This window comes from Bartonella sp. AA97HXZ, from assembly GCF_042196985.1.
GTDB lineage: Bacteria > Pseudomonadota > Alphaproteobacteria > Rhizobiales > Rhizobiaceae > Bartonella.
This window is the reverse complement of sequence record NZ_JBHIRC010000001.1, coordinates 15,008-41,469: the sequence shown is the minus strand read 5'-3', so window position 1 is coordinate 41,469 and position 26,462 is coordinate 15,008. Positions and strand designations below refer to the sequence as shown.

The following is a 26,462-nucleotide window of genomic DNA, read 5'->3' as shown; positions in this document are numbered from 1 at the left end:
TCTTTCGTTAACAATTTTTATTCACACGCCAACCCCGTTTATGACATGCAAGAAAGTAATTTTCATCGATTCAATATGGAACAAATTTGAAATAAGAAAACTTGACGATATTCCGAGGGCAATTCGATATGAGTTGCGCTAAATTATATTTATAATCAATATATTATATTGCACTTTACAGATGTACGTATTCAAAAAAGCACTTAATTTTGAACTTCTGAATGAACCTTTTAATTCTGATATTTCATTTTTATAAGCTTATATTGAAATTTTACTGTTTTGCAACTAAAACGAGAACATAGAGTGAAAATTTCTCATTTTAATTTCTTCTAAAAGAAGCATAAAAATACTCGCTTGTCGCTTACAAGCGAGATTAGTGTGTCAATAAAAAACATCTAATAAAGGCATAAAACGCCCTCACGTCCATCTCAATCAAGATCAGGTACATTGGTGGTCAATAGAATGAAGCGATCAGCTTAGTTCATAAAACACCCGTTTTTAACATTTGTGAACGTATGATCATTCTTAAATGATCTATGGACTTCAACCGTCCATTTTCCTCATAATACCAAAAGGTCCAACCATTACAACTCTGCGAATCTTGAGCCTTTCTTCCCATTGCGTGAATTGAGCCCGCTTCACCACCATGCATAATCGTACCATCAGCTCTTACAATAGCAGATACTTGCTTCTTACGATCATACAGAACTTCTCCAGGATAGAGTAAACCTGCTTCAAGCAAACTGTTGAATGCTACGCGCGGTTCTGCTTTTTTTCTATCCAAAATCGCTAGTTCTGGTTGCGCTAAAGGTTGAACCGCCGCGATTCTCTCACATGCTGCATCGATGTAATCTTGCTCGCGTTCAATTCCAACAAAATCACGCCCTAAAAGCTTGGCAACAGCACCTGTTGTTCCCGAACCAAAAAACGGATCGAGAATAACATCACCAGGTTTACTAGAAGCCATAATAATACGCGCTAATAACGCTTGCGGTTTTTGTGTTGGATGTAATTTACGCCCCGAATCATCCTTTAAACGTTCAGCTCCAGTGCAGAGAGGGAAAAGCCAATCTGAACGCATTTGTAGATCTTCATTTGCCGCTTTTAAGGCATCATAATTAAATGTGTACTTTTTATCTTTTTGATCTCGCACGGCCCAAATAAGCGTCTCATGAGCATTTTGAAAACGGCGCCCTCGAAAATTAGGCATCGGATTATTCTTGCGCCAAATAATATCATTAAGCATCCAAAAACCTAAATCTTGTAATGCCGTCCCAACCCGAAAAATATTATGGTAAGATCCGATAACCCAAAGTGTTCCGTTGGGTTTTAATACACGACGACAAGCAAGCAACCATGCACGAGTAAAAGCATCATAAGCAGCAAAACTCTCAAACTGATCCCATGCATCATCAACCGCATCAACAAGCGAATGATCTGGACGGTATAAAGCTCCATCCAATTGCAAATTATAGGGTGGATCCGCAAAAATCATATCAACAGAATGTTTTGGAAGTTTTTCTAAAACGGAAACACAATCTCCTTTAAAAATTTTATTGCGCCATGGCATTTGTGAGGGAGTACGAAGGAAATCTTTTTGAAGCTGAATAACTGTCATGAAAAACCCAACAAAATTAACTGAATTTGCCCTATAATCAACCAAAATAGTTTATAGGCCCGCATTACCAATCTATATTTACAAAATAGCGTAAACGTATCGTTAAAGTTCTACAAAATTGATAATTGTTTTTGTTTTTTTAGTAAAAAAACTTTCATATGAATGAAACCTTAATTTTCTTTTTTTCAATGTACTGTTCCCATATCTTTTATTTCGTAAAAGAATTAAGAATCATTTTCAAAGCGTATTTTTATGAAATAAGATCTTCTCAATATCGTTTTCATGAAAGTTGTCCATCTCGTAACATGTAAAGGAATATCTTATGCCTCAGATAGATCTTATTATTTTTGATTGTGACGGAGTTCTCGTCGATTCTGAATATCTTGCAGCAAAAATTGGATCTCAATTGCTCAAACAAACAGGATATGAAATATCACCCGAAGAATTGAGTGAGCGTTTTGCAGGGCTTATCTTTCGCGATATTCTTAAACACGTTGAACAGGAAACAGAAAAACCTATTTCTGCTCATCTCATAGATCAAATGACTAATATTTTTCGTACACAAATAAAAACTAAATTACGGGCTATTGATGATGTAAGAGAAGCTGTAGAAATTATCCAAACACGCTATCCCTACTGTATCTGCTCTAATGCAAAAAGCGTAGATATAAAAGAGATGCTCACCACGGTTGACCTCTATGACCTTTTTGAAGGTAAAATATTTTCAGCACCTGAAGTTGGAACAAAAAGAACGAAACCGGCCCCTGATGTTTTTCTTTTTGCCGCACAACAATTACAGGCAGAGCCCCAAAACACTATCGTTATAGAAGATTCACTTCATGGTGTACACGCAGCCATAGCAGCAGGCATGCGTGTCATCGGCTTTACGGGAGGATCACATAGCTATCTTGGCCACTCTAATGCACTTGCAGAAGCTGGTGCAGAAACAGTTATTGCAAAACATGCTCATTTAGGAGAAGTCTTAGAAGCAATGGCAGTATGGCGAGATCTATTATAAAAAATCTCTTGAATATATCAATTTGTAAACTATTGTAAGAAGTATTTTTATTCAAATGTCCTTCTCTTCTCGCTGCTCCTTTTATAATAACTTCAATAAATGCGTAATTCACGACACGGGTGAATTGCATCTCAATGTGAAGGAAAAATATAGCACCTCATTGAGATCATAAGTCAGTTAACCATTGTACGTGCTTTTAAAAAAGCAAAAAACAGGGGTACAAACTCATAAAAATTAAACCCTGCTTATCTATCTCAAATCCGATATCCCACTCCCAACCACAGCAGCCTATCCTGATAAATTATTATATTTGTCAAACAAAGGAATATTACGATGCCTTGCTCGATAAGATGTGAAAATTGATAACCTCTTTCATCTGATCAAAAAAATCACACACTATGGTAAAATTGTAGGGGATGCGCATATTGATCATGGAAAACAATATTAAAATTCACGTATTCTATAGAATACAAGACTTTATTGAAAATGACAAATGCGTCCTTGTTGAGTTACAAAGGCTTATATTTACTCAATCCAAATCTCATAAACTTGTTGAAGGCTTATTTACTTTGCTGCTTAAATAGTATTTTAACAGCATCAATTGGTACAACCTCCCTAAGATTACAAAAAACAAAAAGAATACACTCTTATGAAGATGTACCTTTTATCAAAAACATTTCATACCAAGTAATTTACAGACAATATATTGATTTATAATCATAATTTATCATTATTCAAATTAAGCAAAAAAACCGAATATTGTAAAATTCTCTCATTTCAAATCTGGATATGTTGAATTAAATAAATAAAGAAATAAAAATGCCTTTTAATGAATCATCTTAAAAGGCAAAAATTGTAGCAACATTAGGAGCGAGAAAAGTGTATGCCAATACCATCTTTCTTCTTTATAAACGTCAAAAATTCTGATGCCCTAAGAATTTTATATTATGGGGGCTTTATCATCATATCTATCATTGCAAAATAGGCTTGAGTACCTTGAAAACGGTTTCTTTAAAAAAGCACATAAATATGAAACATATAATCATGTTAAACAAGCGACAGAGATACCAATAGTTGCTTAAAATTTTCCGAAAGCATTTAATATACTTTTTAAATAAGCAATGAAATCAGATCTTTTCAAAAGTAATCCACTTTCTAAAAATAAAAGCGGCTTTTCAGTTTGGAAAAAAGAAAGTGTTGAAAATATTATCTAATGCTGATCTTTCGGCACTCATAAATATGTCTAAATTATATTCTTCTATACACTGCCTTGCATCATAGTAATATGCCGTTCACATTAGCGATAAAAAGATAATATCATTTATCTCTATCCAATTCGAGCTCTACTTTACACTATGAGAAAATTGTACATTTTTTAGTATCTATAACATATTATTATCTATAAGATAAATGTATATATTTAATAGTAAATTAAGAAGTATTATTCTGCTATCACAATGCAATTAAATAACCATTGAATAATAACTTAAATAATATCTATATAACACACATTATACAATAATGACTATCTATAATAAATACTATAAATAATAAAATTTTATCGTATCCATTCATATTTTAATTGTTAATAATATTTTTATAACTAAATCATAATTTTCATGTTTTCTATTATACTATCGATAATAAATAAATTTTTATATATTAAATATGTAAAAATTTTGATCAATTTTATTATCTATTAATGTATTTAAAAAATATATTAATATCGTTTTATAAAAATTATACGATAACCATATGCTGTTTTATATATAACACATAATAAAATATTCTATAAAGTTTTTAAAAATATAATTTGTAATTATTACTGTTACTTTTTTACAATAATGTTTGTAAAAAAATTATAGGTATATTTTTATATGTATTTTTATTATTGACTAAAAATACATATTGAACTATATGACTTGTATATAGTGTGAGATACATAAACATTATGTATATTTCTTACATATATAAATTAAAAATATTTGAGGTAAAGTTATGGTAAAAATATTTAAAAATTATATTTTAAGCATTTTTATAGCGAGCACTTTTTTTATTTCACAAACTGTAAATGTTAATGCAAACTATTTGAAAAACGATACTCCAAAAGAGGAACTTTCTGTTTTCCCAATGGAACAAGTAAAATATGCGAAATCCGATGTAGTTTCTACGACTGCTTTCTATGCTCCGTCTGTAAATTATCAAACAGAACATGGAACAATAGGTGAAGGAAAATTAGAAAAGGTCTTTGAGCCTATGACTGTAAGAGGGGGACTATTGTACGCTGGATATGCAATAAGTTTTATAGGATCGATAATAAATTGGATAAATGACATAGTATTGATGTTCAAGTAATTCAATCTATTGTAGAAATATAGAATACATAGCTTCATTATGTTATTATTAATTATTATAAATTTATTACATAATGAAGCTTCTATTTCTCTTACTATAACTATAAATTCTGTAAATTACATCCAAAAATCCAAAGTATAATTTATATACATACATATATATATTGAATACTATAAATTATTTGAGGTAAATGATGATTAATTTTTTTAACAATAATATGTTAATTATTTCTATGATATCTGTTTTTTACATTTCACAGACTGTAAGTGTACATGCCAACTATTTGCAAAACAATATTCATCGTGAGAATATTTTTATTTCTGTAACAGAACAGAACAGAAAGGATGCAATCAGTACGATTGCTCTCTATACACAAAATCTAAATCGTCGTATGGAAAATGAAATTACCGTCGAAGGAAAATTTGAAAAGGTTGTTGAACCTCTTACACTCGGGGCTTTTGGTATGGGGATGGCACTTGGATATGCATCAAGTACGATAGGCATGTTTTTAGGATGGATAATAAGTAAAATAATATTGTATTTTAAATCTCGTTAAAATTGAAATTTCATCAGAATAAGACCTTCTCATATGAAATATAAACTATGAACATATTCTGTGTTTATCCATTGTTGATGATAAAACTAATGAATTATCACACTAAGAGTGAAAAAAGCTTTAAATGCTTCTGTTTCTCTCAATGTGCACTAATTCTGCCGATGCATCTATTCAATTCAGGTTAAAATAAAAGTATTGGTGGTAAACTATGATTAAAGTATTGAAAACTTACGTATTAAATATTTTTATAGCAGTTGCTTTTTTGCTTTCACAAGTTATAAATGTTCATGCCAATCATTTGAAAAATGATACTCAATGGGAAACTGTCTCTCTAATAGAACAAGGAAAGAAAAAAGCTATCGATATAGCTGCTCTTTATGTCCCAAGTTTCACTCATAGAGCAAAAAGTGAATCTGCCTTTGAAGGAAAATTTGAGAAAGTGTTTGAACCAATTACGCTAGGAGTTTTTTCTACAGTAGGAGCTTTGGGTTTTGGATTCTTGACTGGATCTGTTATGGCCATATTTAGTGGGATAATCGGATGGGCAATAGGAAAAATTAAAGGCAAATAATTCAAAGATACTTAGTTATTTTTTTCTATTTAAAATGAAAATACTTTACAGCCTGCTTCCCATCATTTAGCAGGCTGTTGTATGTTTTCTATGGATAACCTTTAGGTTACCATACTGTATAGCACAAATATAATATCTATTATTATACAAAGTAATAAATTAAGCTAAAAAAGATTATTCAAAGTATAGATTTGCGCACGAAATGCCATAAAATTACCTTATAAATCTTCCAATGTGAGTCATGAGATGTATCATTTTAACATTTCGTTTAGCAGATTTAATTGTTACAGAGTATTAAGAGCATAAAATAACTATCAATGATTGATTTTTATACAAAGTTCTTCAGTAAATACTATTCTATCTATTTAATTTTATTATTTAAGAAGGTGTACAAGTGAAGATACGTTTTAAAATCTAAGTGAATGAATAATAGAGAGAAATTTTTGACTGTAACAGATTTTCTGTGAACATTTGGCGTTTATATCTCAAAAATAAAAATGCTTAAGGCTATTTCCTTTCATTATTGAGTTAAAAAGAAGAAAAGAAGCTCTATCCATTTAATAATTTAAATATTATGAAAAACGTGAAATAAATAACTTCACCAATTTGCCAGAAATAAAAAAAAGGATAAGACTTATGGAATATATCAGCACGAGAGGTGAAGCTCCTGCTTTAAGCTTTACGGAAACAATCATGACAGGGTTGGCAAGTGATGGGGGACTTTATTTGCCAGATAAATTTCCTCAGCTATCATTTGATGCGTTACGAGCACTTCGTGGTCAGTCCTATACAACAATTGCTAAAACTATTCTGTGGCCCTTTGTGAATAACGAAATCGAATATACAGCTTTTGAAAATATGATCGCTGAATCTTATGCAACCTTTCACCATCCAGCAATCTGTCCGTTACGACAAACTGGAGCAGATGAATTTATCCTTGAACTCTTTCATGGTCCTACTTTAGCTTTTAAAGATGTAGCAATGCAGTTTCTTTCTCGACTGATGGATTATGTTTTGACTGAAAAAAATAGATGTGCAACGATTATTGCTGCAACATCAGGTGATACAGGAGGAGCTGCGATACAAGCTTTTGCTGGAAAAGAACACTCAGATATTTTTATTTTATTTCCTAAAGGACGTGTATCGCCTGTTCAACAACGGCAAATGACAACCAATCATTGTTCCAATGTTCATGCCATTGCCATTGAAGGAAATTTTGATGATTGCCAAGCTCTTGTCAAAGCAATGTTTAATGACCACAATTTTCGTAAAAAAAGAGCACTTTCAGGTGTTAATTCTATAAATTGGGCGCGTATCATGGCGCAAATTGTTTACTATTTTTCATCTGCACTTTCTTTAGGAGCACCTGATAGAGCTGTTTCATTTACTGTTCCTACTGGAAATTTTGGTGATATTTTTGCAGGTTATGTCGCAGCCCGTATGGGATTACCCATTGCTCAACTGGTCATCGCAACGAATGATAACGACATCCTTGTACGTACATTGACCAGTGGTACTTACGAAACACAACCAATAGTCCATACAACATCACCTTCTATGGATATTCAGGTCTCTTCTAATTTTGAACGTTTGCTCTTTGAAAGTGGCAATCGTGATCCAATGTGGATTCGCAATGCAATGGAAAACTTGAAAAAAACGGGGCTCTTTACTCTTGATGAAAAGCAACTCAAAAATATTCGTTCCCTATTTTCCGCTGGAAAAAGCAACATGGCTGCAACAGCTCAAACAATTGATAGTGTCTATAAGGAAAGTGGCTATCTTGTTGATCCACATACAGCGGTCGCTCTTCAAGTAGCGCGTGAAAACAAAAAACCGCATATTCCAATGATCGTTCTTGCCACGGCTCATCCAGCTAAATTTCCTGATACTATTAAAAGCGCTTGTGGCCTTCATGCTCCATGGCCATCTCATCTCAATGATGTAATGAAACACGAAGAACATTTTATAAATCTTGCTAATGATGAAAAAATAGTAAAAGATTATATTTCTTTAAAATCGCGTGCATCTTATTAAAGTTAGCTGCATTAATTTAAATCAAGAATATTCTGATACCCTTACAATGAGGTGTTTAGCTTATTTAATGGAGTTGTAGATACATGGATGTAGATATATGTCGCCTTAGTAATGGTTTGACTATCGCCACACATACAATGCAACAAATTGATAGTGTTGCTCTCGGAATATGGGTTAAAGTGGGCTCACGCAATGAAACCTCCACACAGCATGGTATTGCTCATCTTCTTGAGCATATGGCTTTTAAAGGAACCGAAAACCGTACTGCTTTTCAAATTGCAACCGATATTGAAGATGTTGGCGGTGAAATCAATGCTACAACCAGTATTGAAACAACAGCTTACTTTGCACGTGTACTTAAAAGCGATATCCCACTTGCTATAGACATTTTAGCCGATATTTTAATGCATTCAAAATTTGACGACGATGAACTAGAACGAGAAAAACAAGTAATCTTTCAGGAAATTGGTGCTGCCCATGACACTCCTGATGATATTGTTTTTGATCACTTTACAGAAACAGCCTTTCGTCATCAATCCCTTGGACGCTCTATTTTAGGAACAGCTAAAACTATTCAATCATTTACATCTACTGATCTCCATGATTTCATCAATAAACAATATAGTGCAGATCGTATGATTGTCGTTGCTGCAGGAGCTGTAAAGCACGAAAGTTTCTTGCGAGAAGTTGAAAGTCGTCTTGGTACTTTTCGCTCCCATTCAACCGCACCTCTTACTAATCTTGCAAATTATGTCGGTGGCGACTTTCGTGAATATCGCGATTTAATGGATACACAAGTTGTTCTAGGGTTTGAAGGGCGTGCTTATCACGCGCGTGATTTTTATGCAGCCCAAATTCTTTCAATCATTCTTGGTGGTGGTATGTCTTCACGTCTTTTTCAAGAGGTAAGAGAGAAACGTGGATTATGCTATTCTATTTATGCTTTTCATTGGGGATTTTCAGATACTGGGCTTTTTGGTGTTCACGCAGCTACCGGACAAGAAGGGCTCAAAGAACTTATTCCTGTGATTCTTGATGAACTTTCCAAGGTCAGCAAAAATATTCACGCCAACGAACTGCAACGAGCACAAACGCAATATCGTGCAAATCTGACAATGTCACAGGAAAATCCCTCTAGTCAAGCACATCTCATTGCTCGCCAAATACTCCTTTATGGTCGACCAATTCCAATATCGGAAACAATTGAACGCCTCAATCTCATCACTCCTAAAAGATTAACTGATTTAGCACATCGTCTTTTTACAAACTCCACTCCAACACTAACTGCTGTCGGACCTGTAGGACCCCTTATAAATTTTGATGATTTAACGTCAACTCTTTCATACAAGCTAAAGTAAAAACTTCTTTTCAATGCAACATCACAATAACGTCACATATTTTATCATAAAATTTACCACAAAAGCTCTCCTCATTAAATAAGTTTTGGAAATATTGGGCAAATAGGCGTACAAAACTACCCAATTCATACTTCATGTGATAAAGATTCTAATAAGTGAAGGTATATCCGTGAAATCTGAAAATTCATGGTTTAACTTTGCACTTTTAAAATATAAAACTTCATTCGCTTCAGGTTCCATTGAAGCAAATGGGTGTGTGGTCTATTTGTATATAAAATCACATAACTTAAGAAAAAGTGATAACAATTTATTATGTAAATAAATTATAAAAGGTGGACGTTTTTTCTCAAAAGTCGAAATGAAAATTAAACATCCTAAAATATTGAGAGTGGGACATTGTGAAGAGTTTGCGTAAAATAATTGACATCATTTTCATTGTAGTCGTTAGTTCTTTTGTCCATCTTACATCAGCACAAGCAATTGAACCAGTTAAAATTTCTTCTCAAGATGCTGCTCTTGATCTCTCAAAAGCAATTGAAATTCACCATACAAACAACTCTATTTTTCAAACAAGTACAGCACCAGGACCAGATGGTATTGTATGGCGTATTGAAGTGCAGGCAAAAAATGAAAAATTTTCCGGAAATTGGGCAGTTTTTTCTCTTGCAAATCCAACAGATGAACAAGTTGATCGTCTCATCGTTGCCCCCCATTACCGCATGGCACGTTCTGGATTTTTTTGGCCAGACCTTGGATCATCAAGGATTCAATCCATAACGCCAAGCGAAGGTTTTTCCCTCGATCGTCAACTTAGTGCAAACTCTGATATCTTTCGTATTACCCTTAACCCTGGTGCTGTTATTACATTTGTAGCCGAACTTAACTCTGCAAATCTACCGCAAATCTATTTATGGCAACCTGAAGCTTATAAAGATGCAATTAATTCTTATACGCTTTATCATGGTATTCTTCTTGGGATATCAGGTCTCTTAGCGCTTTTGTTAACTGTTCTCTTCGTCGTCCGTGGAACGGGGCTGTTTCCTGCAACAGCGGCAGTTGCTTGGGCAGTGCTTTTTTATATTGGTATTGACTTCAACTTTTTAAATAAATTCTTTGCAGTTACACTCACAACCCAACCAATCTGGCGTGCTGGTACAGAAGTAGCACTTACTGCTACACTCTTCATTTTTCTTTTTACCTATCTCAGCCTTAACCGCTGGCATTATCATTTTAGTTACGGTGCTATCGCTTGGACCATTGCGTTTTGCAGTCTAGGAGCCTTTGCTATTTACGATCCCATCAGAGCAGCTGGAATTGCGCGTTTGTCTTTTGGCCTTACCGCTGTGCTTGGTATAATATTAATCATCTATTTCTCAATCAGAAGCTATGACCGCGCCATTATGCTTATTCCAACATGGTTGCTCATTAGCTTTTGGTGTGTTGGAGCCTATACCTGCATAGCTGGACATTTAAACAATGATATTATCCAGCCAGCATTAGCAGGGGGATTAGTGCTCATTGTTCTTCTCATAAGCTTTACTGTCCTGCAACAAACTTTTTCTAATGACGCTTTCCATGAAGGAATATTTTCCGACCTTGAACAACAAGTACTCGCAGCAAAGGGAGCTGGAAATATTATTTGGGATTGGAATATTGAGCGTGATCGTATTGTTGTACATCCAAACATGGCAACCCTTTTTGGTACTGAAATTCATAACCTCAATGGACCTATGCGCAACTGGATTTCAGCCTTGCACCATGATGATCGTGAACGCTTTCAAGCCGTATTGGATATCATTCTTAAAAATAAAAAAGGGCGCATTGATCAAATTTTTCGGCTTTCTTCCGGTGGTGGTTATTATCATTGGTTTTCTCTTCGTGCACGTCCGGCTATGCAAAAAGATGGAAAAATCACACGTGTCATTGGAACCATTGTCAATATTACTAACCATAAAAAATCCGAAGAACGCTTATTGCATGATGCAATCCACGACAGCTTAACTGGACTTCCTAACCAACAAATTTTCTTTGATAGACTACAAAATTATACCTCTTTAGCGAAAGCAAATATCAAAATTAGACCGACTGTCTTTATGATTGATTTTGACAATTTTCGCCAAATTAATCGCAAATTAGGCATAGCAGTTGGGGATACTGTACTGCTTATAATCGCACGTCGTTTAAATCGTCTCATTAACTTTCAAGACACCTTATCGCGTCTTTCAGCAGACCGCTTTGCAATTATTTTACTCAGTGAAACCGAACCACAAAAAATTGCAGCATTTGCAGATCATTTGCACAAAACAATTTCAGCACCTATTTCACTTTCAGAAAATAAAATAATCCTTTCAACCTCTATCGGATTGGTTACATGGAGTGAAAGCCGATCGACGGCTAAAGATATTTTTAATGATAGTGAGTTAGCGATGATTCGCGCAAAACAAATGGGTGGGAACCATATTGAACCTTTTCGTCCTAATTTTCGCACTTTGGGTCTCGAACATAATACTCTGGAGAAAGATGTTCATTATGCCATAAAACGTAATGAGATGAAAATCCTCTACCATCCTATTCTTAATTTATCAGACGGACATATTATTGGTTTTGAAACAATTGTAGAATGGCATCACCCCACTTATGGAAATTTAAATGTCTCTGATTTCATAAAAATCGTAGAAAATGAACAAATTGTTATGGATTTGTCACAATTTATCATTGATAATGCCATTATTGATCTTATAAATGTACAAGAAAAGTTTTCCCAACAATCTTTCTTTATTTCAATTAATTTACCAAGCGCAGAAATGATTCATCCTCGTTTTATCAGTCAATTGCGTGCCGCTTTGCTTCGCCATCCGCTCCACAAAGGGCGTCTGATGATTGAAATATCTGAATTTGTCTTAAGAAATAATCCTGAACAATCAGCGCACTTTCTTGAACAAATTAAAACACTTGGAATGAATCTCGCACTCGATAATTTTGGAACAGGTTATTCGTCTCTGACCTATCTCGTACGTTATCCATTTGATATGGTTAAACTTGATCGTTCACTTATCTCAATCGACTCTCTTAAGAAGAAAATTGTTCTAAAGTCTATCATTAATATGGCAACAGATCTTAATTTGCAAATTATCGCAGAAGGTGTTGAAAATGAAAAAGAAGCAATCTTCCTCCGTCAAGAAGGCTGTAAATATGTTCAAAGTACACTTGTGACGAAACCGATTGCCATAGAAGAATTAATTACGCTCGTTCAGAGCCATTTCCCTTATAAAATAAAAACATAAGGGATAAAATAACGTGTAAAGTTAAAAAGCTTAGAAAAAACTCTACGCGTGTCCCATTTCAGAAGCAAGATAAGTTGGATCGATACCCATGCGTGTTAAACTTTTATCATACTTGCAGCTTAAATCGCTTTCAAAAAGAAAACTAGGTGATGTAGAACTGATTAGCCAACCATTTGTAGAAATTTCTGCCTCAAGTTGCCCCGCTTTCCATCCAGCATAGCCTAATGCGACCAGTGCATGTTGCGGACCTTGTTCGCAACTGATCGCTTTTAATATATCAATTGTCGCAGTAAAACAGATCTTATCTGCAATAAAAACAGTTTCTTCACAAGTATAATCATCTGAATGAAGGACAAAACCACGCGAAGGATCAACAGGACCACCATAGCGAACAGGAAACTGTTTTATTGGTTCAGAAAGACTTTTTTTTTGGCCACTGTCTATGACTCCCAAATGAAGCAAAAGCTCTGGAAAATCAATATGATGCAATTGATTAAGAATGATGCCCATCGCACCGGCATCAGAATGCGCACAAATATAAATAACAGAACGAATAAAGCGTTTGTCATTCATCCCAGGCATTGCTATGAGTAATTGTCCACCTAAAAAGCCATTACACCGCTTCATTAATCTGTTATTCTCCATAATTTACATGATAAAAGTTTGTTCATTTAGCACACTAGGAAAATAAAACTCCAATGAAAAAAAGTCGTATATTTACAAATTTACAAAATATCGCAACTTTCTTTTATAAAAAGCTTTTAGTTACTTTAAGCTTAACATTCATAGTTTTAGAATTACTTAACATTCCTGTAAATGCTCAAACAGAACAAAAACTCCAGCTTTTCGCAACATCTTGGTATGAATCAGATGGTGGTCGTATCCGATTAGCGATCACTGAACCTTCTCTTTCTGGAATAAGAGAAGGCATTATTGAAATTGAGCTTAAACCAGGATGGAAAACTTACTGGCGTAATCCAGGTAATTCTGGCATGGCACCATTTTTTAATTTCAACCAACAGATTTCTTATGAAATCTTTTATCCTACTCCACAGCTTTTTGAAACAGAAAATGATTGGTCATTAGGTTATAAAGATAAAGTAATATTGCCCTTCAATCTTTCTGGTTCAAGCAAAAATTTAAGTGGTGCTTTCACTCTTGGATTATGTAATAAAATCTGTCTTCCATTTACTATTAACTTTGATTTTTCGCCATCTGCTCTTAAAAATAAACAGCTTCCTGCTTCCTTCTTAAAAAAGGCGCAAGATTCTTTGCCCCGCATGATGCAGAATGCACTAAAAATAAGTGCCGAAAAAAATAACAGTACCCTTCTTATAAAAATACAAAATAACAACAAAACCACTCCTTCCTCTCTCTTTTTAGATGGAGGAGAAATGCAAATTGGAGCAGCAAGAAAAGTCAGTGATAACGCAGAATATACACTCTTCAGTGCTCCACTCTATTTCACACCAGAAGAAATAAACCAAAAAATTTTTTATACAATTTCTTTTAAAGATCACGCCTTAAGTGGAACATTCATATTCCATACGCAGCCAACCCCTCTTGCGTCTCCATGATAAAAGAAAAAGCTCTCAAAAAGCAATTATGCTGGAAAACGTCCATTTTCACGATATTGAGTAATTGCTTTGCGAGCAAGGGCATCTGCGCGTTCATTTTCTGGATGTCCCGCATGCCCTTTTACCCAGTGCCATCTAACTGTATGACAAGAACTAGCATCCTCAAGAGCTTGCCATAGCTCCATATTTTTAACAGGATTTTTTGATGCAGTGCGCCAATTATTCTTTTTCCAATCTTCAATCCACTTAGATATACCGTTACGTACATAAACTGAGTCTGTATAAAGATCGACCAAACAGGGCTCTTTAAGCGCCTTTAATGCACAAATTGCCGCCATGAGTTCCATTTGATTGTTTGTCGTATGGACCTTACCGCCATAAAGCTCCCGTTCATGACCATTCCAGCGTAAAATTGCCCCCCATCCTCCAATTCCAGGGTTCCCTGAGCAAGCACCATCTGTATAAATTTCAACGACTTTTTGTGGAGTTGCCATAAAATTTAAAAACCTAATTCACTTAGCGAATTTACATTACTGAAAAAACAAAGCTTGTGCCAATACTCCCATGGATCTTTCTTAATAACAAAGCTATTAGGCGGTGTATTAAACCAATCATATAGACGTGTGAGTAAGAAACGTAGAGACGCACCACGAGCTAATAAAACCATCTTGTCCAATTCTAAAGGGATCAATGGTCTTATTTTTTGATAACTTTCCAATAACTTACGTGCTTTGGTAAGATTATAGGAATGATCAGGCTCAAAGCACCAAGCATTTAAACAGATCGCTAAATCATAAGCAAAAAAGTCATTACAAGCAAAATAGAAATCTATCATCCCAGAAAGACGATGATTCACAAAAAAGACGTTATCATTAAATAGATCTGCATGAATAATGCCTATTGGTAAATTGAACGGCCAATTTTTCTGTAAAAAAGCCAATTCCAACTCAATTTTTTGTCCAAATTCTTTTAACAATGCATCTTCTTTGGTTTGACAACGTTGCCACAAGACCTTCCAATCCATAACAGAAAGAGTATTTTTACGACTAAGTGTAAAATCCTGTCCTGCTAAATGCAATTGTGCTAACCCCGTCCCCACTTCGCCACAATGATCTATATTGGGCTGGCGGATCCACTCTCCTTCCAGAAAAGTAATAATAGCGGCAGGACGTCCTGCTAATTCACAGATCATCATTCCATCATTTTGAATAACAGGTTGAGGACAAGGAATTCCACGCTGTCCTAAATGCTGCATCAAGCAACAAAAAAAAGGTAAATCATCTTTTGAAATACGCTTTTCATAAAGTGTTAAAATAAATCGCCCTTGTGTTGTCTCTAACATAAAATTAGAATTTTCAGTCCCCTCCTCTATACCTTGATAAGACAAAAGTGATCCTATTGCATAACGTGTTAAAAACACTTTTAAATCATTTGGGTGAATATCTGTATAAACGGCCATTATTCTGCTTTCGTTGTAGATATGTTTGTATTCTGATTTTCATTTTTTGCACTATTTGCTTGACCATTGACGAAAGCCATATCTTGAGACGTTAAAACGACGTCACGTAATTCGCGACTCACTAAAAATTTTTCCGTTTCTACCGCTGTTTCAGCTAATTCTATTGTGACATCATAACGCTCACGAAATGCTGAAATAATTTCATCAATAATAATTTCAGGAGCCGAAGCCCCTGCTGAAAGACTGACAATAGAAAGAGATTTTAGGTTTTCAAAATTAATTTCATCAGCGCGCTGAACTAAAATAGCTTGCCGCGCACCAGACTTTTCGGCAACCTCTACTAAACGTCGTGAATTAGAAGAATTTGGTGCTCCAACAATCAAAAACAAATCGCTCCCCTTTGCCGCTGCTTTAACCGCATCTTGTCGATTCGTTGTAGCATAGCAAATTGACTCAGCCGCTGGGGCTGCTAATGTAGGAAAACGTTGTTGTAATATATCGATAATTCCTGCAGTATCTTCAACAGAAAGCGTTGTTTGTGTCACAAATCCTAATTTATCTGGATCATTGGGTTGATAATGCAAAGCATCTTCTATCGTTTCAATAAGCGTCACAACTCCTTCTTCAAGCTGTCCCATTGTCCCTATCACCTCAGGATGACCAGCATGACCAATCAATATAACATGACGACCATGACGTTGATGTCGTATCGCTTGTTTATGAACTTTCGAGACCAACGGACATGTTGCGTCAAGATAAAACAAATTATAGTATCGTGCTTCTTCTGAAACAGATTTTGGTACACCATGAGCAGAAAAAACAACTGGTTGATTGCGATGTTCTTCTGGAATCTCATTAAGTTCTTCGACAAAAACAGCACCCCGTTGCTGTAATCCCTCAACCACGTAGCGGTTGTGTACAATTTCATGACGGACATATACTGGAACACCATATTTTTTTAATGCAAGCAGAACAATCTGGATAGCACGATCAACCCCTGCACAAAATCCACGTGGACCACAAAGACGTATCGTTAAAGGGGGAAGTCCAGACATAAATCATCCTTAATCTCTATAGTTTTAGCTATATATTCAAACAACCTATTATTATACATGAATAAGCAATGTAAAAAAACGTGCAATATCATCTTTTGCATAAGAACACACTCTATCGTGTTTTCTTACAGAATTTTCTTGAAGAAAAGCTCTTTTAAAATTTGCTCTTTCATTTTACGCAACTAAAGAGCGATAAAATACCAAACAAGAGATTCAATCAAAAGAATTCCAAAGATAGCTGCCAAATACAGTAACGAAAAGAAAAACGTTTTTTTGGCCATCAAAATAGTTTCATTATGTGTATCAGCTTGCCATAAACGATAGGCAAAATAAATAAAGATAATGCTTAAAATTGTTGAAAAAATACCATAAAAAATTCCGCCAAGACCAGTAAAGCAAGGAGCAGCAGCACACAATGCCATCAAAATAGTATAAAATAAAATCTGTTTTTTTGTTGAATGTTCACCTCGTACATTAGGCATCATAGGGATACCTGCAGCCTCATAATCAAGAGATGAAAATAAAGAAAGAGCCCAAAAGTGAGGGGGGGTCCACATAAAAATGATTAAAAATAATAAAAAGCTATCAATACTCACTGTCCCTGTTGTCACGGCCCATCCAATCATTGGTGGAAAAGCCCCAGAAGCACCACCAATAACAATATTTTGTGGTGTGATACGCTTTAACCAAATTGTATAGATAACGACATAAAAGAAAATCGTAAACGCAAGAAAAAATGCCGCAAACCAATTAATGAAGCTCCCCATAACCAATACCGAGAGCATAGAAAGAACCATGCCAAAAATAAATGCCTTTTGGGAGCTGATTTTACCCATGGGAATAGGACGCTTTTTAGTCCGTTCCATCACAGCATCAATGTCAGCATCATACCACATGTTCAGTGCTCCCGCACCACCGCCACCAGCAGCAATACATAAAATTGCTAAAAAACCATACCACGGATTGATAGGAACAGGCGATACAAGCAAACCAACCAGAGCCGTAAAGACCACAAGAGACATAACACGTGGCTTTAATAATGTGATGTAATCACCAATACCGGATTTTGGTGGCGTTGATTTACCATTCACAACCGATAACTCTTCTGAAACTGACATTCCACTCAAAGCCCTTTTCCATTTCTGTCATTCACAAACCCAATATTATCTGACAAATATTATCTAGCGTATGGAAATAACCCATTAAGACCAATCGTATTTTTGAGAAAATATGAAATATCTCTTTCGCACGTATCCCCTAAAAGTAAATGGAAATATTGGCAATAAAAATACATTTTTTCAATCAACGTTCTCTCCACATTACAAATGTATCATAAAAATATATCATATGAATTAATATATTTGGGTAAATACTGATTTTGTGTTATAGTTTTTTATAGGGAATTCATTTTTTATGTAAATCTATGCACGGTTGTGGGTGTTGAATCGGATAGGATTTTCTGTGATACTTTATAAATTACTCAAAAAAACTTTTTTTATTGGTGCTGTTCTTTACACACTTTATAGTAGTTTTATCAGTCATGCATTTGCACAAACACCCTATGCACAAGATGTTCCTGCTCCGCAAACCTATGGTGCATGGACAAAAGTGTGTTCTCTACCACCAGGTACACCTAACATGCAGTGTGAAGTTGTACAAAACGTTCACACACAAGGGCGTCAAGATATTACCTTGCGCGTTACATTTTATAAACTTCCTCAAAAGCAAGGTGCTTTGATGCGTGTTTTTGTTCCGATTCGCGTTGAATTACGTCCTGGCGTTGGAATTAAAATTGACGATAAAAATATGGGCAGAATGGAATATCGTCGTTGTCTTGGTGATAATTGTGTTGCTGAAGCCTTTCTTAAAGAAGACATATTGCAGCTCTTTTTAAAAGGAAAAATGGCAACCTATTTTATCTTTACAACTCCTGAACAAGGGATTGGAGGTTTTGTTGACCTTCATGGTCTTGGCGACGCCTATGCAACCTTACCGACATGAATGAAATCAATACATTTTAAACAATCAAAATCTCATCGTATATTTTGAAAGATTCTTAAAATTAGATTGATAAAAATCTTCGAAGCCCCCATACAAATAGGATAATTCTTATGAAATCGCTGATTGATCATTTTGATATTGCTTCCTCTAAAGTGCAATCACTTATACAGGAAACACTTCATCATGCTGATGATGGTGAGCTTTACCTTGAGTATACAGAAAGCGAAGCTCTTTTATTTGATAATGGACAGCTTAAAAACGGCTCATTTCATCAAGATATGGGATTTGGACTACGCGTTGTTGCTGGAGAGGCTACTGGATATGCTCACTCTAGTGAGTTATCAGCTGCTGCACTCAAACGTGCCAGTGAAGCTGCTAAAGCTGTTACCTATAATAATCATGCAGGGACTTATAGCATAGCACCTCAACAAACAAACAAAAGGCTTTATCAACCGCATAATCCCCTTGATGCTCCATCATTTGAAGAAAAAAGTGCTCTTTTGCAAAAAATTGATGCCTATTTACGTGCTAAAAATGATAAATTGCATCAGGTGACTGTTTCTCTTTCCGGCTCGCTACAACATGTTGAAATTTTACGTGCAGATGGTTATTTGGTTCGTGATATTCGTCCCCTTGTGCGACTTTCTATATCTGTGGTCGCAGCTGAAGGCAATCGTCGTGAAAATGGTTTTTATGGATGTGGAGGGAGACAAGCATTTAACCAATTTATTCATGAAGACAATTGGAAAAAAGCCGCGGATGAAGCCTTACGTATGGCTTTAACAAATTTAGAAGCAGAAGCAGCACCTGCTGGATCTTTTGATGTTGTCTTAGCTAACGGATGGCCTGGTGTTATGCTCCATGAAGCCGTAGGTCATGGTTTAGAAGGTGACTTTAACCGTAAAAAAACATCGGCTTTTGCTGGACTTTTAGGACAACAAGTTGCAGCAAAAGGTGTTACAGTTGTTGATGATGGAACAATTCCACAATGCCGTGGCTCTCTCACTGTCGATGATGAGGGGACCCCTTCAGGATATAACGTTCTCATTGAAGATGGAAAACTCGTTGGTTTTATGCAAGACAGGCTTAATGCACGGCTTATGGGAGGTAAATCAACTGGAAATGGACGGCGTGAATCTTATGCTTATGCACCAATGCCACGAATGACCAATACAATCATGCTAGGAGGAGATAAAACACCTGAAGAAATCCTTTCTTCACTTAAAAGTGGTATCTATGCTGTTTCATTTGGTGGAGGACAAGTTGATATTACTTCCGGAAAATTCGTCTTTGAATGTACTGAAGCATACCGAGTAGAAAATGGCAAAATTTGTGCACCAATCAAAGGTGCAACTCTTATTGGAAATGGACCGGATGCTATGAAACGTATCACAATGATTGGTAATGATAGTAAACTAGACAATGGTATTGGTATGTGCGGAAAAGCAGGGCAAAATGTCCCTGTTGGTGTTGGTCAACCTCATCTTCGAATCAATAATATGACAATCGGTGGGACTGCGCTTATAGAGGAATAAGCTTGCTCATTCCTTCCCAGTATTGCCTCCTTCTCGTCTATTACGACCATTTTGTGAGGGGGAGATTACAATGAATTGATTTATAAAGATAATCTAGCGTTATTCATATTGTATTAGAACCTTGAATACCGCAAGATTCTCTCATTTTAAATCTGTGTCTGTTGGATCAATCAAAATCATTCGTTTATACGTTACAGGCGGGGAGAGTTATATGGATAAAAACTGTACAAGAAAAGACTAAAGATTCCTCTTATGGGGCGTCTCAAGTGCCAAGAGTTTTAAGAAACATTAGGGGATGGCAAATATAACGACGGCACAGGCTTATTCAGACACATCTTTTTCGTAAGATATTAGTCTTTTGTGTGGGGTAACTTGTCTTTTATATTCATAATAAAAAAGACTTTCTACATTTAGTGCTCTTAAATCAACGAGAAAAAGGTTATTATTATAGATAAATTTTGGAGAGATTTTATAATAATACTCAGGTAAACTTTTAAAAAAATTAGGCTAAAGTTTCCAACCTTTCTTTTTTTTCTTTTTGCTCAAAACAGCAACAATTTCGACATGTGGTGACCATAAAAATTGATCAATCGGTATGATTTTTTCTACTGTATACCCCCCTGCAACAAGAAGAGATAAATCACGAGCAAATGTAGTAGGATTACAAGAAATTGCCACAACACGTGATACTATAGTCTTCGCTAATTCACGTACTTGTTGCTCTGCACCAGCACGGGGAGGATCAAAAACAACACTCTCAAAACATTCAAGTTCCTTTACAGAAAGGGGATGTCGGAAAAGATCACGTTTTTCACAAGTGACCGTTTTTAAACCAGTCGCAAAACGTGCTGCTGTATTTAGATTTCTTAATGCATCTTCATTATTTTCTACTGCATGAACATTCATCTTTTTTGCCATACGCAAGGTAAATGTTCCTACCCCTGAAAACAAATCAACAGCATTCTTTGCTTTTTTTAAATGAGTCAAAATAATATTGCCCATTATATTTTCAGCTTCACAAGTTGCTTGCAGAAAACCACCAGAAGGAAATTCAACACGGACATCTCCAAAGTAAATCTCTGGTTTTTCTCGTTCAACCAAAACTTCACCGTCAACAGATAAACGTATAATCCCATATGAAAGAGCAGCACTGATCATTCTCTGACGAAGTGATTCATGGTGTATAATGCAACCGCTTAAAGCAACATCTAAACCATTTTCAACACATGTTATCGTAACATGAAACCGTTTGGCAGAGCTCTTTAGAAAAGCACAGAGCTCTCTGATATTATGCAACTGAGAAATAAGCTCTGGACGGCTTACTGGGCATTCCTCAAGAGCTACAATCTCATGAGAGAGATAACGGTTAAAACCAACTTTTTGCCCCTGTGGGGTCATGGATGCTGTTAGAGTAATCCGCCGTCGGCTATAAGGTTTACATTCTATTAAAGGCGCAACAACATTATTAAGTCCATACTTTTTAAGCGCCTCAACAACCAATTGTTGTTTCCATACGCGATAAGCATCCATATGCCAATGCTGAAGAGTACACCCTCCACATTCTCCAAAATGCTGACAAAGAGTATCAATGCGTTCTGATGATTTTTCTTTTAATGTTATATATGTTGCATATTTTCCATGAACAGTAATTTCAGCACACTCTCCTGGTAAAGTAAAAGGAACAGAAACGAAGCCGTGAGACGTCTTAGCAATACCATAACCATTTGCTCCGATATGATCGATTATGACATTGTCATTCACTCTTGTTTTTCTCCGAATAGTAAATATTCCACGTTGCCATCACCACCTGTAATAGGGGAAGAAATTAAACCTTTTGCACTCCACCCTGTTTGTATATTTAACCAAACAAAAAGCGCCTCAGCAGTTTCTTTAGCACTTGATGGACTTAATATTCCTCCCTTACTAAAGTGTTTACGACCAACCTCAAACTGAGGCTTTACCAGTAAAACAGCTTGGGCACCCTTCTTGGCTAAAGACAACACGGGAGGCAATGCAAGTTTGAGCGAAATAAAGCTAACATCTGAAACGATAAGATCAATTTCTCGCCCACCTAAATGTTCCTGTTTAAAATCTCTGACATTCAAGCCTTCTAATAACGTTATAGCACTGTTGCCCAATAAACGTTTATCAAATTGATGATGCCCAACATCAACGGCAATGACATGATCTGCTCCACGCTCTAAGAGAACTTGCGTAAAACCACCTGTTGATGCACCAACATCAATGGCTGTCACTTTATCTGTTATAATTGGAAATGCATCAAGTGCAGCAATCAATTTTAACGCTGCCCGAGAAACATAATTCTGCGCTGGATCACAAACGGTAATCTCTGCATCGTCAAAAACGATTTGCCCAGCTTTAAAAACGATTTCTCCGTTAACTTTAACAGTTTGGCGCATAATTGCATCACGTGCGCGTGAACGTGTCGTAAAAAAGTTTTTTTCAACTAAAAGAATATCGAGTCTTTTTCTGGAAGCCATCTCATACTCGAATTTTCTATCCTGTTCGAATCTCGCGTCCCAAAACAGCAAAAACCGTGTTTAAAATACCCATAGCGTCAAGTCCGACACGTGAAAGAACTTTTTCTGGTGAACCATGATTCAAATATTCATCAGGAAATTTTAGTGTACGAACTTTCAAACCATGCTCTAAGAGCCCTTCTTGCGCTAAAAATTGTAATATGTGCGCTCCAAATCCACCGATTGCCCCTTCTTCAATTGTCACCAATACCTCATGCTCACGTGCCAAACGACGCATCAAATCTTTATCTAAAGGTTTTGCAAACCGTGCATCTGCAACCGTTGTAGACAATCCTTCAACCTCCAACGCATCAGCAGCTTGCAACACTTCTGACATCCGCGTTCCAAAACAAACCAAAGCGATTCTATTTCCTTCACGCAGAACGCGCCCTTTTCCAATTTCTAATAACTCACCACGTTGCGGTAAATCTATACCAATCCCCTCACCACGCGGATAACGAAAAGAAATTGGTCCCTGATCATAAGCTGCAGCTGTACGCACCATATGCATCAGTTCAAGCTCATCAGAAGGTGCCATAACAACAAAGTCAGGAAGAGTGGCCAAAAAAACAATATCAAAACTTCCAGCATGTGTTGCACCATCTGCCCCCACAAAACCTGCTCGGTCAATAGCAAAACGTACCGGTAATTTTTGAATTGATACATCATGAATAATTTGATCATAAGCACGCTGTAAAAAAGTAGAATAAATTGCAACAAAAGGCTTATACCCTTCACAAGCAAGTCCTGCCGCAAAAGTTACGGCATGTTGTTCAGCAATACCAACATCAAACATTTTTTCAGGAAATTTTTTCGCAAAAGAATCAAGGCCTGTCCCTGTTGGCATCGCTGCTGTTATGCCAACAATCTTATCATCATTGCGAGCTTCTTCTATTAAAGCTTTAGAAAATACCTTGGTATAGGGTAGAATATTACTTGATGCTTTTACCTGTTTTCCTGTCGTGACATCAAAACGATTAACACCATGATATTTATCAGACGAGGCCTCTGCAGGTGGATATCCCTTTCCCTTATGGGTTACAACATGCACCAAAACAGGACCATTAGGATATTCACGAACATTTTTAAAAACAGGCAATAAATGCCCCAAATTGTGCCCATCTATGGGTCCAACATAATAAAAGCCAAGCTCATCAAATAAAGTTCCCCCAACCAAAAGTCCACGCGCAAATTCCTCTGAACGACGAGCTTTATCCAAAAAAAACTTTGGCAATTTTTCGCTCAACATCTTTACGCGTTCACGCAAATGACGATAAGAAGGACGAGACACTAATCGTGCAAGATGTGCACTCATAGCACCTGTAGGTGGTGCTATAGACATATCGTTATCATTAAGAACAACAATCAAGCGTGCATTCAAAGCACCAGCGTTGTTCATGGCTTCATAAGCCATGCCCGCAGACATTGCACCATCACCAATGACAGTTATGATATTGCGTCTTGTCTCTGCTTTCAAAGCACTTGCCACTGCCATACCAAGCCCCGCTGAAATAGAAGTAGACGAATGCCCCGCTCCAAATGGATCATACACACTTTCTGAACGTTTTGTAAAACCAGATAATCCGCCCTCCTGACGTAATGTGCGAATTTTTTCTCTACGCCCCGTTAAAATCTTGTGTGGATAGGTTTGATGACCAACATCCCAAATAATCCTATCCTCTGGTGTATTAAAAATATAATGTAATGCAACAGTGAGCTCAACAACACCAAGTCCCGCCCCAAGATGACCACCTGTTACAGAAACCGCATCAATTGTTGCGGTCCGCAACTCATCAGCCAACTGTACCAAATCAGACTCAGGCAATGCCCGCAAATCTTGCGGAAAACAAACACGGTCAAGCAATGGTGTTAAGACCTGAGACAAAAAAAATCCTTCCTATTATCTTAACTCAAGAAAACACAATGATAAAAATATATCTTTTCTACTCTTTTATTTACAGTTTTGCATCTTTTTTACTGAAAAATGCTCTTTTCTATTTGAGATGAGCTATAATTTCCTCATTTTTAACTTATTTTATAAAAAAGAAATCAATAAAACTTTCTGTTTATAAACTAAGGTTATTGCTTCTCTTAAGTCCCACAATAAATATCCAAAAAGATTTAAATTATTTAGCATCAAGTGGTTCCACTCCTTCTGGAAAACCTTCTTCTGAAAGCTGGATTTTTTCAACTTTAGCTTCAGCAACTCTTAAGAGTTTTTCACAATGCTTTTTAAGCGCTTCACCGCGTTCATAAATATCAATGGATTGTTCCAAAGGCACATCGCCACGTTCCAAATTTTCGACAATAACTTCAAGTTGCTTAAGCGCTTGCTCAAAGCTTAAGGTCGTAATATCCCCCTCTTGTATCTCTTTTTTCATATGAACCTCAAAAAATATCTGTTCTGGATATACGAACTCCAAAACCTTCCAAACCTACATAATGATGCTCTTTAGAAGCATAAATAATAACAGAGCCTATTCCTAAATATTTTAAAATTTGTGACCCTAAACCAATTTTGCGCCATTCTTCTTCGCGTTCAATCGCCTGCACATGGTTTTCTGAATTGTTTCTTGTCATGTTTTGAATACCAACAGTTGATTGTATAACAGATCCTTCACGCAAATAAATAAATACGCCACGTTTTTCTTTTTCCATCATACGCCGCATCATCACCATAATATCTGAAGTTTGACAAAAAACGTCACTTATAATGTTTTCATGATGTAAATGCACAGGAATATTCTCACCCTCACGGACATCACCAAAAACAATTGCAATATGCTGAACGACTTCCCAAGGGAGTTGATAACTTTGAACAATAGCGGGACCTACGAATGTTTCAATAGGCATTTCTCCAACATGCTTGATCAATATTTCCTTACGTTGGCGGTAAGCAATTAAATCTGCAACCGTTATAATATGCAACCGATGTTCTTGCGCAAATTTCATAATCTGATCGCCATGTTTAACGCTTCCATCATCATTAACTAACTCACCGATAACACCAACCGGCGGCAAATTAGCTAATTTACATAAATCAACAGCGGCCTCCGTGTGACCTGAACGCATAAGCACTCCCCCTTCATGCGCAATTAAAGGAAAAACATGCCCTGGACGAACAAAATCATCCGCACTTGCATTTGAATTCGCAAGATTACGTACAGCTAATGTACGGTCATGTGCTGAGATCCCTGTTGTTATGCCGTGTTTAAAATCAACAGTAACCGTAAATTGCGTCCCATGTGCAGAGTTATTATCTGGTACCATAGGAGAAAGATTAAACCGTTTTGCTTCTTTTTTTGGCATAGGTGTGCACACAATACCTGTTGTGTGACGAAGAATAAACGCCATCTTTTCTTCTGTACAATGCGCTGCAGCAACAGTTAAATCACCCTCATTTTCACGGTCATCATCATCTGTCACCACAACAATTTCACCGCGTTCAAAAGCTTTAAGTGCAGAAACAATTTTTTTTTCATCATACGCCATTGTTCACCT

21 protein-coding genes are annotated in these 26,462 nt (G+C 36.2%); 10 read left to right on the top strand and 11 right to left on the bottom strand.

Going from position 1 to position 26,462, the window contains the following annotated elements; translation table 11 throughout:
• Positions 1-481: 481 nt before the first annotated feature.
• Positions 482-1,570 (bottom strand): site-specific DNA-methyltransferase, encoded by a 1,089-nt coding sequence (locus ACFINE_RS00200; protein ID WP_375613050.1) that lies wholly within the window; start codon positions 1,568-1,570, stop codon positions 482-484.
• Between the two features lie 370 nt (positions 1,571-1,940).
• Between ACFINE_RS00200 and ACFINE_RS00195 the strand changes: the two genes are divergently transcribed.
• The 7 genes from ACFINE_RS00195 (at position 1,941) to ACFINE_RS00165 (ending at position 12,794) form a co-directional block, all read left to right on the top strand.
• Positions 1,941-2,636 (top strand): HAD family hydrolase, encoded by a 696-nt coding sequence (locus ACFINE_RS00195; protein WP_375620663.1) that lies wholly within the window; start codon positions 1,941-1,943, stop codon positions 2,634-2,636.
• A 1,998-nt stretch (positions 2,637-4,634) separates the two neighbouring features.
• Positions 4,635-4,991: a hypothetical protein gene (locus ACFINE_RS00190; RefSeq protein WP_375620662.1), complete on the top strand. Its 357-nt coding sequence runs from the start codon at positions 4,635-4,637 to the stop codon at positions 4,989-4,991.
• A gap of 190 nt (positions 4,992-5,181) precedes the next feature.
• Positions 5,182-5,547, top strand: a complete 366-nt coding sequence (locus tag ACFINE_RS00185; protein ID WP_375620661.1) for a hypothetical protein — start codon at positions 5,182-5,184, stop codon at positions 5,545-5,547.
• Between the two features lie 208 nt (positions 5,548-5,755).
• On the top strand, positions 5,756-6,118 hold the full coding sequence (locus ACFINE_RS00180) for a hypothetical protein (RefSeq protein WP_375620660.1): 363 nt from the start codon (positions 5,756-5,758) through the stop codon (positions 6,116-6,118).
• 636 nt (positions 6,119-6,754) lie between these two features.
• Positions 6,755-8,152, top strand: a complete 1,398-nt coding sequence (thrC, locus tag ACFINE_RS00175) for a threonine synthase (RefSeq protein WP_375611136.1) — start codon at positions 6,755-6,757, stop codon at positions 8,150-8,152.
• 83 nt (positions 8,153-8,235) lie between these two features.
• On the top strand, positions 8,236-9,510 hold the full coding sequence (locus tag ACFINE_RS00170) for a M16 family metallopeptidase (RefSeq protein ID WP_375611135.1): 1,275 nt from the start codon (positions 8,236-8,238) through the stop codon (positions 9,508-9,510).
• Positions 9,511-9,908: 398 nt separating this feature from the next.
• Positions 9,909-12,794 (top strand): EAL domain-containing protein, encoded by a 2,886-nt coding sequence (locus tag ACFINE_RS00165; RefSeq protein ID WP_375620659.1) that lies wholly within the window; start codon positions 9,909-9,911, stop codon positions 12,792-12,794.
• A gap of 42 nt (positions 12,795-12,836) precedes the next feature.
• Here ACFINE_RS00165 and ACFINE_RS00160 read toward each other — a convergent pair whose 3' ends face one another.
• On the bottom strand, positions 12,837-13,421 hold the full coding sequence (locus ACFINE_RS00160; protein ID WP_375620658.1) for a YqgE/AlgH family protein: 585 nt from the start codon (positions 13,419-13,421) through the stop codon (positions 12,837-12,839).
• Between the two features lie 71 nt (positions 13,422-13,492).
• On the opposite strand from ACFINE_RS00160, the gene ACFINE_RS00155 reads away from it, so the two are divergent.
• Positions 13,493-14,371 carry a protein-disulfide reductase DsbD domain-containing protein gene (locus tag ACFINE_RS00155; RefSeq protein ID WP_375620657.1) on the top strand — a complete coding sequence of 293 codons (879 nt, stop codon included), beginning with the start codon at positions 13,493-13,495 and terminating at the stop codon, positions 14,369-14,371.
• A 26-nt stretch (positions 14,372-14,397) separates the two neighbouring features.
• Here ACFINE_RS00155 and rnhA read toward each other — a convergent pair whose 3' ends face one another.
• From rnhA to cyoE, 4 genes are all read right to left on the bottom strand, one after another.
• A complete protein-coding gene (gene rnhA / locus ACFINE_RS00150; protein ID WP_375620656.1) occupies positions 14,398-14,865 on the bottom strand; it encodes a ribonuclease HI in 468 nt (155 codons plus the stop codon).
• Between the two features lie 5 nt (positions 14,866-14,870).
• Positions 14,871-15,830: a homoserine kinase gene (locus tag ACFINE_RS00145; RefSeq protein ID WP_375620655.1), complete on the bottom strand. Its 960-nt coding sequence runs from the start codon at positions 15,828-15,830 to the stop codon at positions 14,871-14,873.
• Complete coding sequence (gene ispH / locus ACFINE_RS00140; protein WP_375620654.1) at positions 15,830-16,885, bottom strand: 4-hydroxy-3-methylbut-2-enyl diphosphate reductase; 1,056 nt, start codon at positions 16,883-16,885, stop codon at positions 15,830-15,832. The genes ACFINE_RS00145 and ispH overlap by 1 nt, the downstream gene beginning before the upstream one ends.
• Before the next feature lie 182 nt (positions 16,886-17,067).
• Entirely contained in the window at positions 17,068-18,003 is a 936-nt protein-coding gene (cyoE, locus tag ACFINE_RS00135; RefSeq protein WP_375620653.1) for a heme o synthase, read from the bottom strand.
• Positions 18,004-18,346: 343 nt separating this feature from the next.
• Here cyoE and ACFINE_RS00130 point away from each other — a divergent pair, with 343 nt between their 5' ends.
• Together ACFINE_RS00130 and tldD are read left to right on the top strand one after the other, a co-directional pair.
• Positions 18,347-18,886, top strand: coding sequence for an invasion associated locus B family protein (locus ACFINE_RS00130; protein ID WP_375611128.1), 540 nt, complete (start codon positions 18,347-18,349; stop codon positions 18,884-18,886).
• Positions 18,887-18,996: 110 nt separating this feature from the next.
• Positions 18,997-20,421, top strand: coding sequence for a metalloprotease TldD (gene tldD / locus ACFINE_RS00125; protein WP_375611127.1), 1,425 nt, complete (start codon positions 18,997-18,999; stop codon positions 20,419-20,421).
• Positions 20,422-20,928: 507 nt separating this feature from the next.
• On the opposite strand, the gene ACFINE_RS00120 is transcribed toward tldD, so the two are convergent.
• From ACFINE_RS00120 to ribB, 5 genes are all read right to left on the bottom strand, one after another.
• Positions 20,929-22,182, bottom strand: a complete 1,254-nt coding sequence (locus ACFINE_RS00120; protein ID WP_375620652.1) for a class I SAM-dependent RNA methyltransferase — start codon at positions 22,180-22,182, stop codon at positions 20,929-20,931.
• On the bottom strand, positions 22,179-22,922 hold the full coding sequence (locus ACFINE_RS00115) for a TlyA family RNA methyltransferase (RefSeq protein WP_375620651.1): 744 nt from the start codon (positions 22,920-22,922) through the stop codon (positions 22,179-22,181). Before ACFINE_RS00115 ends, ACFINE_RS00120 begins: the two co-directional genes overlap by 4 nt.
• Before the next feature lie 16 nt (positions 22,923-22,938).
• Positions 22,939-24,846 carry a 1-deoxy-D-xylulose-5-phosphate synthase gene (gene dxs / locus ACFINE_RS00110; RefSeq protein WP_375620650.1) on the bottom strand — a complete coding sequence of 636 codons (1,908 nt, stop codon included), beginning with the start codon at positions 24,844-24,846 and terminating at the stop codon, positions 22,939-22,941.
• A gap of 241 nt (positions 24,847-25,087) precedes the next feature.
• Positions 25,088-25,342: an exodeoxyribonuclease VII small subunit gene (locus ACFINE_RS00105; protein WP_375611123.1), complete on the bottom strand. Its 255-nt coding sequence runs from the start codon at positions 25,340-25,342 to the stop codon at positions 25,088-25,090.
• A 7-nt stretch (positions 25,343-25,349) separates the two neighbouring features.
• A complete protein-coding gene (gene ribB, locus ACFINE_RS00100) occupies positions 25,350-26,453 on the bottom strand; it encodes a 3,4-dihydroxy-2-butanone-4-phosphate synthase (RefSeq protein ID WP_375620649.1) in 1,104 nt (367 codons plus the stop codon).
• Positions 26,454-26,462: the final 9 nt, after the last annotated feature.

Coding starts and splice junctions, on each gene's coding strand:
- ACFINE_RS00185 (WP_375620661.1), top strand. CDS start 5,182: ATGATGATTAATTTTTTTAACAATAATATGTTAATTATTTCTATGATA.
- ACFINE_RS00115 (WP_375620651.1), bottom strand. CDS start 22,922: ATGGCTTCCAGAAAAAGACTCGATATTCTTTTAGTTGAAAAAAACTTT.
- ACFINE_RS00170 (WP_375611135.1), top strand. CDS start 8,236: ATGGATGTAGATATATGTCGCCTTAGTAATGGTTTGACTATCGCCACA.
- ACFINE_RS00200 (WP_375613050.1), bottom strand. CDS start 1,570: ATGCCATGGCGCAATAAAATTTTTAAAGGAGATTGTGTTTCCGTTTTA.
- ACFINE_RS00190 (WP_375620662.1), top strand. CDS start 4,635: ATGGTAAAAATATTTAAAAATTATATTTTAAGCATTTTTATAGCGAGC.
- ACFINE_RS00145 (WP_375620655.1), bottom strand. CDS start 15,830: ATGGCCGTTTATACAGATATTCACCCAAATGATTTAAAAGTGTTTTTA.
- cyoE (WP_375620653.1), bottom strand. CDS start 18,003: ATGTCAGTTTCAGAAGAGTTATCGGTTGTGAATGGTAAATCAACGCCA.
- ispH (WP_375620654.1), bottom strand. CDS start 16,885: ATGTCTGGACTTCCCCCTTTAACGATACGTCTTTGTGGTCCACGTGGA.
- ACFINE_RS00160 (WP_375620658.1), bottom strand. CDS start 13,421: ATGAAGCGGTGTAATGGCTTTTTAGGTGGACAATTACTCATAGCAATG.
- ACFINE_RS00180 (WP_375620660.1), top strand. CDS start 5,756: ATGATTAAAGTATTGAAAACTTACGTATTAAATATTTTTATAGCAGTT.
- ribB (WP_375620649.1), bottom strand. CDS start 26,453: ATGGCGTATGATGAAAAAAAAATTGTTTCTGCACTTAAAGCTTTTGAA.
- thrC (WP_375611136.1), top strand. CDS start 6,755: ATGGAATATATCAGCACGAGAGGTGAAGCTCCTGCTTTAAGCTTTACG.
- tldD (WP_375611127.1), top strand. CDS start 18,997: ATGAAATCGCTGATTGATCATTTTGATATTGCTTCCTCTAAAGTGCAA.
- ACFINE_RS00105 (WP_375611123.1), bottom strand. CDS start 25,342: ATGAAAAAAGAGATACAAGAGGGGGATATTACGACCTTAAGCTTTGAG.
- rnhA (WP_375620656.1), bottom strand. CDS start 14,865: ATGGCAACTCCACAAAAAGTCGTTGAAATTTATACAGATGGTGCTTGC.
- ACFINE_RS00195 (WP_375620663.1), top strand. CDS start 1,941: ATGCCTCAGATAGATCTTATTATTTTTGATTGTGACGGAGTTCTCGTC.
- ACFINE_RS00155 (WP_375620657.1), top strand. CDS start 13,493: ATGAAAAAAAGTCGTATATTTACAAATTTACAAAATATCGCAACTTTC.